Annotated in this window: 15 protein-coding genes; all 15 read left to right on the forward strand. The window is 67.1% G+C overall.

What is annotated here, in order from left to right:
- Positions 1 to 22 precede the first annotated feature (22 nt).
- The 15 genes from ACJEIK_RS19415 (at position 23) to nuoF (ending at position 13,157) form a co-directional block, all read left to right on the forward strand.
- A complete protein-coding gene (locus tag ACJEIK_RS19415) occupies positions 23 to 1,114 on the forward strand; it encodes a homogentisate 1,2-dioxygenase (RefSeq protein ID WP_061002990.1) in 1,092 nt (363 codons plus the stop codon).
- Positions 1,114 to 2,301, forward strand: coding sequence for a S9 family peptidase (locus ACJEIK_RS19420; protein WP_064859631.1), 1,188 nt, complete (start codon positions 1,114 to 1,116; stop codon positions 2,299 to 2,301). The genes ACJEIK_RS19415 and ACJEIK_RS19420 overlap by 1 nt, the downstream gene beginning before the upstream one ends.
- On the forward strand, positions 2,298 to 3,500 hold the full coding sequence (locus tag ACJEIK_RS19425) for a CaiB/BaiF CoA transferase family protein (RefSeq protein WP_061002986.1): 1,203 nt from the start codon (positions 2,298 to 2,300) through the stop codon (positions 3,498 to 3,500). Before ACJEIK_RS19420 ends, ACJEIK_RS19425 begins: the two co-directional genes overlap by 4 nt.
- Positions 3,497 to 4,402, forward strand: coding sequence for a hydroxymethylglutaryl-CoA lyase (locus ACJEIK_RS19430; RefSeq protein ID WP_061002984.1), 906 nt, complete (start codon positions 3,497 to 3,499; stop codon positions 4,400 to 4,402). The genes ACJEIK_RS19425 and ACJEIK_RS19430 overlap by 4 nt, the downstream gene beginning before the upstream one ends.
- 2 nt (positions 4,403 to 4,404) lie before the next feature.
- Positions 4,405 to 5,016, forward strand: coding sequence for a TetR/AcrR family transcriptional regulator (locus ACJEIK_RS19435; RefSeq protein ID WP_061002982.1), 612 nt, complete (start codon positions 4,405 to 4,407; stop codon positions 5,014 to 5,016).
- Between the two features lie 18 nt (positions 5,017 to 5,034).
- On the forward strand, positions 5,035 to 6,273 hold the full coding sequence (locus ACJEIK_RS19440; RefSeq protein ID WP_138249939.1) for an acyl-CoA dehydrogenase family protein: 1,239 nt from the start codon (positions 5,035 to 5,037) through the stop codon (positions 6,271 to 6,273).
- Positions 6,270 to 7,229 carry a phosphotransferase family protein gene (locus ACJEIK_RS19445; protein ID WP_133428289.1) on the forward strand — a complete coding sequence of 320 codons (960 nt, stop codon included), beginning with the start codon at positions 6,270 to 6,272 and terminating at the stop codon, positions 7,227 to 7,229. The genes ACJEIK_RS19440 and ACJEIK_RS19445 overlap by 4 nt, the downstream gene beginning before the upstream one ends.
- The gene (locus ACJEIK_RS19450; RefSeq protein WP_061002975.1) at positions 7,226 to 7,567 is read left to right on the forward strand and encodes a DUF6285 domain-containing protein; all 342 of its coding nucleotides are present in this window, start codon (positions 7,226 to 7,228) and stop codon (positions 7,565 to 7,567) included. The genes ACJEIK_RS19445 and ACJEIK_RS19450 overlap by 4 nt, the downstream gene beginning before the upstream one ends.
- A 45-nt stretch (positions 7,568 to 7,612) precedes the next feature.
- Positions 7,613 to 8,005, forward strand: a complete 393-nt coding sequence (locus tag ACJEIK_RS19455) for a response regulator transcription factor (protein ID WP_064859630.1) — start codon at positions 7,613 to 7,615, stop codon at positions 8,003 to 8,005.
- A gap of 193 nt (positions 8,006 to 8,198) precedes the next feature.
- Complete coding sequence (locus ACJEIK_RS19460; protein ID WP_020102710.1) at positions 8,199 to 8,573, forward strand: NADH-quinone oxidoreductase subunit A; 375 nt, start codon at positions 8,199 to 8,201, stop codon at positions 8,571 to 8,573.
- Between the two features lie 10 nt (positions 8,574 to 8,583).
- Positions 8,584 to 9,141 carry a NuoB/complex I 20 kDa subunit family protein gene (locus ACJEIK_RS19465; protein ID WP_029119553.1) on the forward strand — a complete coding sequence of 186 codons (558 nt, stop codon included), beginning with the start codon at positions 8,584 to 8,586 and terminating at the stop codon, positions 9,139 to 9,141.
- Entirely contained in the window at positions 9,138 to 9,812 is a 675-nt protein-coding gene (locus tag ACJEIK_RS19470; RefSeq protein ID WP_061002971.1) for an NADH-quinone oxidoreductase subunit C, read from the forward strand. The genes ACJEIK_RS19465 and ACJEIK_RS19470 overlap by 4 nt, the downstream gene beginning before the upstream one ends.
- Positions 9,812 to 11,140: an NADH dehydrogenase (quinone) subunit D gene (gene nuoD / locus ACJEIK_RS19475; RefSeq protein ID WP_409430144.1), complete on the forward strand. Its 1,329-nt coding sequence runs from the start codon at positions 9,812 to 9,814 to the stop codon at positions 11,138 to 11,140. The genes ACJEIK_RS19470 and nuoD overlap by 1 nt, the downstream gene beginning before the upstream one ends.
- Positions 11,137 to 11,859 (forward strand): NADH-quinone oxidoreductase subunit NuoE, encoded by a 723-nt coding sequence (gene nuoE, locus ACJEIK_RS19480; RefSeq protein WP_409430145.1) that lies wholly within the window; start codon positions 11,137 to 11,139, stop codon positions 11,857 to 11,859. The genes nuoD and nuoE overlap by 4 nt, the downstream gene beginning before the upstream one ends.
- A complete protein-coding gene (gene nuoF / locus ACJEIK_RS19485; protein ID WP_061002965.1) occupies positions 11,856 to 13,157 on the forward strand; it encodes an NADH-quinone oxidoreductase subunit NuoF in 1,302 nt (433 codons plus the stop codon). Before nuoE ends, nuoF begins: the two co-directional genes overlap by 4 nt.
- Positions 13,158 to 13,204 lie beyond the last annotated feature (47 nt).

Consider the following 13,204-nt stretch of genomic DNA (forward strand, 5'->3'; position numbering starts at 1 on the left):
CCCGATCCTCGAGGAGTCCAGCATGGAATCATTCGTCCACCTGCGAAAAGGCCGGACCCCGAAGCGGGTACACGCCGACCTCGACGGACTCAAGGACGATGAACTCGGGCGCGGCGGATTCGTCGGCCGTACCGCCAACATGTACCGGCGCAACGATCCGACCGCTTACCGCACCGTCGGCCCGCTGCGGCCCACCGACGTGCTGTCGTCCGAACTGAAACCGTCCGACGCGGCCGATCCCCAGGGCGCTCCCCTGCTGATGTTCTCCAACGCGGACTGCCAGGTGCTGCTGAGCCGGCGGAGCACGGAGATGCCGTTCTTCGTCCGCTACGTCGACGGTGATCTACTCCTGTTCGTACACAAGGGTTCTGGGCTGCTGGAGACGGAGTTCGGCCCGCTGCGCTACCGCGAGGGCGACTGGGTCTACATCCCCAAGGCGTGCACGTTCCGGCAGGTGCCCGATGACGAGTCCACCTGGCTCATGATCCAGGCCACCGACGACTTCCGGGTGCCGCCGGCAGGCACGCTGGGACGGCACTTCCCGTTCGACCCGGCGCAGGTCACCATCCCCGAACCGGAACCGATCGACGACGACGGGCGGGACGAATACGAGGTCCGGCTCTACCACGACGGCGGACCGACTTCGCTCTTCTACCAACACAATCCGCTCGATGTGGAGGGCTGGCGGGGCGACAACTTCCCGTTCACCTTCAACATCGAGGACTACACCGTCATCACCTCCGAGAGCGTGCACCTGCCGCCGACGGTGCACCTGTTCATGCAGGCGACCGGCGTCTACGTCATGAACTTCCTGCCCAAGCCGGCCGAGAGCGTGCCGGGTACCGAGCGCACCCCCTGGTATCACCGCAACGTCGACTACGACGAGATCGCGTTCTTCCACTCCGGCTCGCTCTACGGGATCCCGATGCCACCCGGACTGGTTTCCCATGCGCCGCAAGGGGTTCACCACGGTGCACCGGAAGCCGCACGTGAGCGTGCCCGCCGCAAGTTCGACCAATACGACCGCGTCGACTGGTCGGTGATCGCCATCGACACGCGCCGACGTCTCACACCATCCGCCGAAATCCTCGCCAACGATCTGGGGCAACACTGATGACTGTTGAAGCGCCTGTGAAGCACGACTACGACCGCATCCCGTATCTGGTTGCGTACCAGAACAACTCGGCGGTCCGAGATGTGTACGGCGGCGTCGCCGAACTCGTCGTGTTGGAGAGCTATCTGCTCAAGCCCAAAGACAAGCCGTCGGACACGGTCCTGGTGTTCATGCACCCCATCGGGGGCGGTGCCTACCTGCCGATGATCAACGCGCTGGCCCGCGCCGGCCACCACGTCATCTACTGCAACAGCCGGTTCCGCGGCACCGACTCCGCGCTGCTGATGGAGAAGGTGGTCGAGGACCTCGGCGAGTGCATCAAAGACGCCAAGAACCGGCTGGGCTACTCGAAGGTGGTCCTCGCCGGCTGGAGTGGCGGCGGCTCGCTGTCGGTGTTCTACCAGCAGCAGGCGCAACACCCGACGGTGACCGCCAGCCCCTCGGGGGACGGGCCCGACCTGACCAAGCTGGGCCTGATCCCGGCGGACGGCCTGATGCTGCTGGCCGCCCACATCAGTCGCCACGGCACCATGACCGAGTGGATGGATGCCTCCATCCTCGATGAGAACGACCCGTCGAAGCGCGACCCGGAACTCGATCTCTACAACCCGGACAACCCGAACCGACCGCCGTACACCCCCGAGTTCCTGGCGCGGTACCACGAGGCACAGGTCGCCCGGAACCGGCGAATCACCAAGTGGGTCAAGGAAAAACTCGCGGAACTGAAGGCCGCCGGCCGCCCCGATGACGAGTTCGCGTTCGTCGTGCACGGCACCATGGCCGACCCGCGTTGGCTCGACCCGACGGTCGATCCCAACGAACGCACCCCGGGGCAGTGCTATCTGGGGGATCCTGAAGTGGTGAACATGAGCCCCGTCGGCCTGGCCCGATTCTGTACGCTGCGCAGCTGGCTGTCGCAATGGAGTTACGACGATGCCAACGGTGACGCCGTGAAGGCGGGTCCCGACATCGCGGTGCCGACACTGGTGATCGGTAACCTCGCCGATGACGCCTGCACGCCCAGCCACACCCGGCGGCTGTTCGAGGCCATCGGGCATCCGGACAAAGAGATGCACGAGATTCCCGGCGCCAACCACTACTACTCGGGGCCGGATCAGCGCGGCACGCTGCGACAGGCCGTCGGCATCTGCACCGATTGGCTGCACCGACAGGGGTTCTCGCTGTGACGACGGGGGCTCTGGACGGCATCAGGGTGCTCGAACTCGGCACGCTGATCTCCGGCCCGTTCGCCGGCCGGCTGCTCGGCGACATGGGCGCCGAGGTCCTCAAGATCGAGTTGCCGTCCTCGCCCGATCCCTTACGGACGTGGGGCCAGGCGGAACTCGACGGACACCGCTTCTTCTGGACGGTCCACGCGCGCAACAAGAAAGCCGTGACGCTGGACCTGCGCACCGAACGCGGCCGGGAACTGTTCCTCGAACTCGTCGAGATGTCCGATGTCATCGTCGAGAACTTCCGGCCGGGCACCCTCGAGAAATGGAACCTGGGTTACGACGTTCTGCGCGCGCACAATCGGGGCATCATCCTGGTGCGGGTGTCGGGCTACGGACAGACGGGCCCGGACGCCGGCAAGGCCGGATACGCGTCGGTCGCCGAGGCGGCGAGCGGGCTGCGGCACATGAACGGTTTCCCCGGCGGTCCTCCCCCGCGGCTCGCGTTGTCGCTGGGCGACAGCCTCGCCGGCATGTTCGCCGCGCAAGGCGCGCTCGCCGCGCTGTACCGGCGCAGCGTCACGGGCGAGGGGCAGGTCGTGGATACGGCACTCACCGAAAGTTGTTTGGCCATCCAGGAATCCACCATTCCGGACTACGACATCGGCGGCGTGGTGCGTGGACCGTCGGGCACCCGGCTCGAAGGCATCGCGCCGTCGAACATCTATCAGAGCGCCAACGGCAGCTGGGTGGTGATCGCGGCCAACCAGGACACGGTGTTCCGCCGGCTGTGCCAGGCGATGGGCAGCCCGGAGCTGGCGACCGACGAGCGGTTCGTCGACCATCTGGCGCGGGGCCGCAACCAGGACGAACTCGACAAGATCATCGGCGACTGGGCAGCGCAGCGTGAGCCCCACGACATCATCGCCACACTGTCGGAGGCCGGAGTGATCAGCGGACCCATCAACACCGTCGCCGAAGTGGTGCAAGACCCACAGCTGCAGGCGCGCAACATGATCGCCGACCACTGGGACGAACGCGTGCAACGCAATGTCAAGGGCCCCGGCGTCGTCCCGGTGCTGTCGGACACGCCCGGAACCATCCGCAACGGCGGTTCGGCGCGGCCAGGTCAGGACAACGAGGAGGTGTTCGGCCGGCTGCTCGGTCTCGAAGGCGAGCAGTTGGCCGCGCTGCGTGCGGAGGGTGTGCTGTGACAGACCTACCGGCGTTCGTCACCGTCCGCGAGGTCTGCCTGCGTGACGGCCTGCAACTCGAAGACCCGATCCCGTTGTCGGCCAAGCTCGAACTGCTCGAAGCCATCGTCGCCACCGGGGTGAAGGAAGTCGAGGCAACGGCGTTCGTGTCGCCGTCGAAGGTGCCGGCGCTGGCCGACGCCCCCGAAGTGGCAGCCGCGCTGTCCGCATTTCCGGATGTCGAATTCTCCGCACTGGTGGCCGGGCCGGGTGGCGCGGGCCGCGCGCTGGCCGCCGGCATACTGTCCCTGGAGTACGTGGTGTCCGCCGCCGACAGCCACAGCCAGGCCAACGTCGGTCGGTCGACGGCCGAGTCCACGGCCCTGATCGCCGACATCGTGGGACTGGCCCACGACAGCGGAGCCAGCGCCGAGGTCATCATCGCCACCGCGTGGGACTGTCCCTTCGATGGACCGACCGACCCGAGCAGAGTCGTTGAGATCGCAGTGGCAGCAAGCGAATTCGGTGCGGACCGGGTCGCCATCGCCGACACCATCGGTACCACCACGCCGCGGCGCGTCGCCGACCTGATCAACCGGGTCCGCCCGGTCATCGGGGACCTGCCGCTCGGCGCCCATTTCCACAACACCCGGGGCTCCGGCCTCGCCAGTGCCTACGCCGCCGTGCAGGCCGGTGTCACCCGACTCGACGCGTCGGTGGGTGGGCTGGGCGGCTGCCCGTTCGCACCCGGCGCGACCGGCAACATCGCGACCGAGGATCTGGTTTATCTGTTGCGGGACAGCGACATCGACACCGGTATCGACCTAAACCTGGCCATCGACGCGGCCATGGTGGCACAGCGGGTGGTCGGCCATGAACTGCCCAGCGCGCTCCTGCGCGCCGGCGACCGGCTCCTGGACTGAGCATGCCGACCGACACCCTGACCGCCAAGGGCCGCCAGACCCGCGAGGCCATCGAGCTGGCGGCGCGGAAACTGTTCGCCGAGCGCGGCTTTCACGGCACCACGCTGGCCGACATCACGTCGGCCGCGGGCAAGTCGTCGGCGGTGTTCTACCGCTACTTCAACGACAAGGAAGACCTACTGGCCGCACTGGCCGAGTCGTTCCTGCACGACATCGTCACCCCCTCGGGCATGAGTGTGCCGCTGCCGGAATCGCCCGAGGACACCGACTACTTCACCACGGTCGTGACCGGGTACTGGAACCTCTTCAAGCAGAACATCGGCATCATGATCGCGGTCGCCCAACTGGGCGCCACCCAACCGCGATTCGCCAAGGTGCAGCACGAGTTCCGTCGTTTCGGCATGGACATGGTCGCCGACTCGGTACGCCACGCTGCCGCACAGGGTTACGCCGAGGGCCTCAACCCCGAACACATCGCCGCCGCCATCGCGCTGCTGTTCGAGAACTTCACCGTGGTGGTGGTCGGCAGCCCCGGATCCGAACTCCGGATCAGCGACGAGGATGCCATCACCACGCTGTCGACCATCTGGAAGAAAACCCTGTACGGCTTCTGACCGAAAGAAGAGATCACCGTGGATTTCGCGCTACCGGAACACCTTCCGGGCCTACTGGCTGAGATGGATGCCTTCATCGAGGCAGAGATCAAGCCGCTGGAACGGGAGAACCTGCAGTACTTCGACCGACGACGGGAATTCGCCCGCACCGATCTGGAGAACGGCGGTGTGCCGGCCCGGGAATGGGAGGACCTGCTCGACGAGATGCGGCGGCGGGCCGACGCCGCCGGCTGGCTGCGGTACGGCCTGCCCCGCGAGTTCGGCGGCCGCGACGGCACCAATCTGGACATGGCTGTCATCCGGGAACACCTGGCGCACAAGGGCCTTGGGCTCCACAACGACCTGCAGGACGAATCGTCGATCGTCGGCAACTTCCCGCAGGTCATCATGATGAGCCGATTCGGCACCGCGGCGCAGCAAGCCGAATGGGTCGAGGCCATGATCACCGGCGAGCGATCCATGGCGTTCGGGCTCACCGAACCCGACCACGGCAGCGACGCCACCTGGCTCGAGACCACCGCCGTCCGGGACGGCGACGGCTGGATCATCAACGGCCGCAAGCGCTGGAACACCGGAGTCCACCGGGCCACGCACGACCTGATCTTCGCGCGCACCTCGGGCGAGCCCGGTCAGGCAGTCGGGATCACCGCGTTCCTGGTCCCCACCGACACCCCGGGCTTCACCGTGCCGTACTACTGGTGGACGTTCAACATGCCGAGCGACCACGGTGAGGTCGAACTGAAAGATGTTCGCGTGCCGGAAGATGCGGTGCTGGGCGAGGTGGACCACGGCTTGGAGGTCGGCCAGACGTTCCTGCACGAGAACCGCATTCGCCAGGCCGCCAGCAGTCTGGGCGCCGCGCAGTACTGCATCGACCGCGCCGCGCAGTACGCCGGCGAGCGCGTGGTGTTCGGCAAGCCGCTGGCGGTGAACCAGGCCGTGCAGTGGCCGCTGGCCGAGCTGCAGACCGAGGCCCAGATGGTCCGGCTGCTGGTGTATTTCGCGGCCTGGCATCTGGATCGTGATCACCACATGGAGGTCTCCGACAAGGTGTCGATGGCCAACTACCGAGCCAACAGACTGGTGTGCGAGGCTGCCGACCGGGCCATGCAGATCCATGGCGGCGTCGGCTACAGCCGGCACGAGCCGTTCGAGCACATCTACCGACACCACCGCCGCTACCGGATCACCGAAGGCGCGGAAGAGATTCAGATTCGCCGGGTGGCGCAGCGGATGCTGAAGTTCGGACGCAAGTGATCGACGCCGCGGCAGTCGCCCGGGTGCTGGAACCCGGCCTCGGAGACGTCGACGTCCAGAACCTGCGCGAGCTGACCGGCGGGGCCAGCCGCGCGACGTGGGCGTTCGATGCGGTCACCGCAACCGGGGCGCGCGCGTTGATCCTGCGCGTCGGGCCGCCCGACGAGATCCACGCCGGCATGGAACTGGAGGCTGCCGCACTGTCCCGGGCCGCGGCAGCGGGCGCACCGGTGCCGCACGTCCTGGCGGCCAGCAATTCAGTTGCCGCCCTGGGCAATCCGTTCCTGGTGTGCGACTTCGTACCGGGCGAGACCATCGTCCGCAAGATCCAGCGCGCACTCGACGACGACGGCCGGGCCACCCTCCTCGGGCAGTGCGCCGAAGCGCTGGCGGCGATCCACCGCGCCGACCCCACCGGCGTCGGCCTCTCGAGCGAAGACCAGCTGAGTTCGTGGCGACGCGAGCTCGACGAGATCGGCGACACCACCGCCACTTTCGAGTGGGCTTTCCGCTGGCTGGCGCACAATCAGCCGCCGGACACCGGCGATGCCGTGCTGGTTCACGGCGACTTCCGGATGGGCAACCTGATCGTCGACGGCAGCCGGCTGGCCGCGGTGCTGGATTGGGAGCTCACCCATCTGGGCTCGCGCGCCGAGGACCTGGCCTGGTTCTGCATTCGGGCCTGGCGCTTCGGGGCGCCGCGGACGCTCGACGCCGGTGGCCTGGGCAGTATCGAGGACTTCCTGACCGCCTACGAGCACACCAGCGGAATCACTCTGGACCGCAAAGCCTTTCACTGGTGGCTGGTGTCCGCCACCTTGCGCTGGGGCATCATCTGCCGGTACCAGGCGGAACGGCACCTGTCCGGACACACCAGATCAGTGGAGTTGGCCACCATCGGCCGGCGGGTGTGCGAGACCGAATGGGACCTGCTCGACCTCCTGGAGGACCGATGAGCCACTACCGTCCCACCGCCGCCGAACTGGTCGCCGCGGTGGCCGAGTTCCTGGAGACGGAAGTACGCGACGCCACTGGCCCGAACAGTCGGCCGGCCGACGTGGGCGCCGTGAACTTTCATGCCCGCGTCGCGGCGAACGCGCTGCGGATCGTCGAGCGGGAACTCTCACAACAGGGCGCGGAACCGGGGCTGCTGGGATTCGAGGACGAGCAATCCCTGGCTCGTGCGATCCGCGACGGGGACTTCGACGGCCGTGGTCCGGAGCTCGAGCCCGTCCTGCGGACACTGGTGCGATATCGGCTCGACGTGGCCCATCCGGGCTATGCCGACGAGTAGCCGAACCCGACCTACCTGGTCACCGGGTTGTCGTAGCCTGAGCAGGTGGCCGACTCTGCGCTCAAGATCCTGGTGTACAGCGACAACCCGAACACCCGCGACCAGGTGCGCACGGCGCTGGGGCGGCGCATCCACCCAGACCTGCCCGACCTGACGTATCTCGACGTGGCGACGGCACCCGTCGTGGTGAGCTCCGTCGACGCGGGCGGGATCGACTTGGCCATCCTCGACGGCGAAGCCACACCCGCCGGCGGAATGGGGCTGGCCAAACAACTCAAGGACGAGGTCGCGAACTGCCCGCCGATCGTGGTGCTCACCGGCCGCCCGGACGACGCCTGGCTGGCGTCCTGGTCGCGCGCGGAGGCGGCGGTGCCCCATCCGATCGACCCGATCCGGCTCGGTGAGGCAGTGGTGGCGGTGCTGGCTCCACAGCGCTGAAACCGTGCGTTAACCAGCACGAAATGGCCTGTGGCCGTTCACTCTTCGCGTCAACGCCGATGTGACGCGGGAACGTCAGGAACTGATCATGATCCTAGCCAAAATGCGGCGGCCGTTCCGTTAACCGAGCTAAGCTGTGGGCCAGCTCACATCGACAGCTCGACGAGGGAGCCTCACAGGGCATGACGAACGCATGAACGTCTACATCCCCATCCTGGTACTCGGCGCGATCGCCGCGGCGTTCGCGGTGGGTTCGGTCGGAATTGCACTGGTCATCGGCCCTCGCCGGTACAACCGGGCCAAACTCGAGGCCTACGAATGCGGCATCGAGCCGATGGCGCCGGGCTCCGCCGGGCATGAGACGACCGGCCAGCGGTTCCCGGTCAAGTACTACCTGACCGCGATGCTGTTCATCGTCTTCGACATCGAGATCGTCTTCCTGTACCCCTGGGCCGTTTCCTTCGAATCGCTGGGGGTGTTCGCAGTGGTGGAGATGCTGCTGTTCATGCTGACGGTGTTCGTCGCCTACGCATACATCTGGCGACGCGGCGGACTGAGCTGGGACTGAGGACAGATCCATGGGACTCGAAGAACGCCTCCCCGGCGGCATCCTGCTGTCCACTGTCGAGAAGGTCGCGGGCTACGTGCGCAAGGGGTCGCTGTGGCCCGCCACCTTCGGGTTGGCGTGCTGCGCCATCGAGATGATGGCCACCGCGGGCCCGCGCTTCGACATCGCGCGCTTCGGCATGGAGCGGTTCTCCGCGACGCCACGCCAGGCCGACCTGATGATCGTCGCCGGCCGCGTGAGCCAGAAGATGGCGCCGGTGCTGCGGCAGGTGTACGACCAGATGGCCGAGCCCAAATGGGTGCTGGCCATGGGCGTGTGCGCCTCCTCGGGCGGGATGTTCAACAACTACGCGGTGGTGCAGGGCGTCGACCACATCGTGCCCGTCGACATCTACCTGCCCGGCTGCCCGCCCCGGCCGGAGATGCTGCTCAACGCAATCCTCAAGCTGCACGCCAAGATTCAAGAGATGCCGCTGGGCGTCAACCGGGCCGAGGCGATCGCCGCGGCCGAGGAAGCCGCCCTGCAGGCCCGTCCCACCATCGAGCTGAAGGGACTGCTGCGGTCATGACGGACGCGCCCGACCAGACCGGACCCGAGGTGATCGGGACGCGGCGCGGCATGTTCGGTGTCCGCGGCAGCGGCGATACCTCGGGCTACGGTCGGTTGGTCCGGGAGGTCGCCCTGCCCGGCAGCTCACCCCGGCCCTACGGCGGCTACTTCGACGACGTCGTCGACGCGTTGGCGGCGGCCCTCGGCGCCGACGAGTTCGGCGCCGCGATCGAGCGCGTCGTGGTGTTCCGCGACGAGCTGACCCTCGAGGTACGCCGCGATCACCTGGTCGCGGTGGCCCAGACGCTGCGCGACGAGCTGCTGTTCGAGCTGTGCCTGGGAGTGTCCGGTGTGCACTACCCCGACGACACGGGTCGCGAATTGCACGCCGTGTACCCGCTGATGTCCATCACCCACAACCGCCGGATTCGCGTCGAGGCGTGCGCCCCGGACGCCGATCCTCATGTGCCATCGCTGTATTCGGTCTATCCGACCACCGACTGGCATGAACGGGAGACCTACGACTTCTTCGGCATCATCTTCGACGGCCACCCCGCCCTGACCCGGATCGAGATGCCCGACGACTGGGTGGGCCATCCGCAGCGCAAGGACTACCCGCTCGGCGGAATACCGGTCGAGTACCACGGTGCGAAAATCCCGCCCCCGGACGAACGGCGGGCCTACAACTGATGACCCAAGACAACCAACCCGATGGCCGTGAACGTGTGGTCACCGTCGGCGGTCAAGACTGGGCCGACGTCGTGGCCGCGGCGCGTGAGAGTGCTGTCGCCGGCGAGCGCATCGTGGTCAACATGGGCCCGCAGCATCCGTCCACCCATGGTGTGCTGCGCCTGATCCTGGAGATCGACGGCGAGACCATCACCGAGGCCCGGTGCGGAATCGGCTACCTGCACACCGGAATCGAGAAGAATCTCGAGTACCGGACCTGGACGCAGGGCGTCACCTTCGTGACCCGCATGGACTACCTGTCCCCGCTCTTCAACGAGACGGCGTACTGCCTGGGCGTGGAGAAACTGCTCGGCGTCACCGACGACATCCCCGAGCGCGCCAGCGTCATCCGGGTCATGCTCATGGAGCTCAACCGGATCTCGTCGCACCTGGTTGCGCTGGCCACCGGCGGTATGGAGCTGGGCTCCATGTCGGCCATGTTCTTCGGCTTCCGGGAACGCGAACTGGTGCTGTCGATATTCGAGACCATCACCGGGCTCCGGATGAATCATGCCTACATCCGACCCGGCGGGCTGGCCGCCGACCTGCCCGACGAGGCGCTGCCGCAACTACGGGAACTGTTGAAGCTGCTGCCCAAGCGGTTGCGCGACATGGAGAATCTGCTCAACGAGAACTACATCTGGAAGGCGCGCACGCAGGGTGTCGGCTACCTGGATCTGACCGGATGCATGGCGCTGGGTATCACCGGACCGGTGCTGCGTTCCACGGGGCTGCCGCATGACCTGCGCAAATCGCAGCCGTACTGCGGTTACGAGTCATATGACTTCGACGTCATCACGGATGACCAGTGTGATGCCTACGGCCGCTACATGATTCGCGTCCGCGAGATGCGGGAATCCATCAAGATCGTCGAGCAGTGTGTGGATCGCTTGGGCAAGGCGGGCCCCGGTCCGGTGATGATCACCGACAAGAAACTGGCCTGGCCGGCGGACCTGAAGGTCGGCCCCGACGGCCTGGGCAACTCGAAGGAACACATCGCCAAGATCATGGGCTCGTCGATGGAGGCCCTGATCCACCACTTCAAGCTGGTGACCGAAGGTATCCGGGTGCCCGCCGGGCAGGTGTACGTCGCCGTCGAATCGCCGCGCGGCGAGCTCGGTGTGCACATGGTCTCCGACGGTGGCACCCGGCCCTACCGGGTGCATTACCGCGACCCGTCGTTCACGAATCTGCAGGCGGTGTCGGTGATGTGCGAGGGGTCCATGGTCGCCGATGCCATCGCGGCGGTGGCGTCGATCGATCCGGTGATGGGAGGCGTGGACAGGTGACCGCTATCGAACTGCGTCTCGGGCCCCGGCCGGACGAGCCCGGTCCGCCCATCGGCCAAGGGCCGCAATCCTATTCGGCCGACGTGCGCGAGCGCCTGGCATCCGACGCCGCGACGATCATCGCCCGCTACCCCAGTGCCCGCTCCGCGCTACTGCCCCTGCTGCACCTCGTCCAATCCGAGGACGGATACCTCACGCCTGCCGGAATCTCCTTCTGTGCAACGCAATTGGACCTCAGTACCGCCGAGGTCACCGCGGTCGCGACGTTCTACTCCATGTACCGCCGCACGCCCACCGGCGAATACCTGGTCGGCGTCTGCACCAACACGCTGTGCGCCATCATGGGCGGCGACGCCATCCTCGAATCACTCGAGGACCATCTGGGTCTCGGCGCCGGCGAGACCACCGCCGACGGCCGCGTCACGCTCGAACACATCGAGTGCAACGCCGCCTGCGACTACGCGCCCGTGATCATGGTGAACTGGGAATTCTTCGACAACCAAACCCCCGGTTCCGCGCGTGATCTCGTCGACTCGCTACGGGCCGGCGAGCCTGTTACGCCGACCCGCGGCGCGCCCCTGTGCACCTTCAAGGACACCGCACGCATCCTCGCCGGCTTCCCCGATGAACGCCCAGGCAGCAACGACTCCGAACCGGGTGCGGCCACGTTGGCCGGGTTGCGCGTTGCGCAGGAGCGTGGGATGGAGGCGCCGCAATGACGCTCGCGCCGGTGCTGAGCAGACACTGGGACCAGCCGCAGTCGTGGACGTTGCAGAGTTACACCCGGCAGGGCGGATACCAGGCGCTGCGGACAGTGCTGCGGATGCCACCCGCTGAAGTCATTGCGCTGGTCAAGGATTCCGGGCTGCGCGGCCGCGGTGGCGCGGGTTTCCCCACGGGGACCAAATGGTCGTTCATCTCCCCCGACGACGGTCGCCCGCACTATCTGGTGGTCAACGCGGACGAATCGGAACCCGGCACGTGCAAGGACATTCCGCTGATGCTGGCGTCGCCGCACGCCCTGGTGGAGGGCGCGATCATCGCGTCGTACGCCATCGGCGCCCGGCACGCGTTCATCTACGTGCGCGGTGAGGTGGTTCCGGTGCTGCGCCGGCTGCAGGGCGCCGTGGCCGAGGCCTACGCGAACGGCTACCTCGGCACCAACATCGCCGGCACCGGGTTCGATCTGGATCTGGTGGTCCATGCCGGGGCGGGTGCGTACATCTGCGGCGAGGAGACCGCGCTGCTGGACTCGTTGGAGGGCAGGCGCGGCCAGCCCCGGCTGCGTCCCCCGTTCCCGGCGGTCGCCGGGCTGTACGCCTGCCCGACCGTGGTCAACAACGTCGAGTCGATCGCCAGTGTGCCGTCGGTCATCCGCGGCGGGATCGACTGGTTCCGCTCAATGGGGTCGGAGAAGTCGCCGGGCTTCACCCTGTACTCACTGTCGGGTCATGTCACCCGGCCGGGGCAATACGAAGCACCACTGGGCATTTCGCTGCGGGAACTGCTGGAGTACGCCGGCGGGGTGCGAGCCGGGCACCAGTTGAAGTTCTGGACGCCGGGCGGATCATCGACGCCGATGCTCACACCCGAACATCTCGACGTCCCGCTGGACTACGAAGGCATGGCCGGAGTGGGCTCGATGCTGGGCACCAAGGCACTGCAGATTTTCGACGAGACCACCTGCGTGGTGCGGGCGGTCCGGCGGTGGACCCAGTTCTACGCGCATGAATCCTGCGGCAAGTGCACGCCGTGCCGCGAGGGCACCTACTGGCTGGCGCAAATCTATGCCCGACTGGAGAACGGGCAGGCCCAGGCGGCCGACCTCGACAAGCTGCTCGACATCTCCGACGCCATCCTCGGCAAGTCGTTCTGTGCCCTCGGCGACGGTGCGGCCAGCCCGATCATGTCCTCGCTCAAGTACTTCCGCGACGAGTACGTCGCGCACCTGGGCGGCGGCTGCCCGTTCGACGCGCACGCCGCCACGCTCTTCGCCACGGAAGGAGCGGGCGCATGAGGCTTACGACCTTCTCCGCGAAAAGACGTAAAACTGTCGATTTCCGG

It is taken from the genome of Mycobacterium sp. SMC-16 (genome assembly GCF_046250085.1).
GTDB lineage: Bacteria > Actinomycetota > Actinomycetes > Mycobacteriales > Mycobacteriaceae > Mycobacterium > Mycobacterium phocaicum.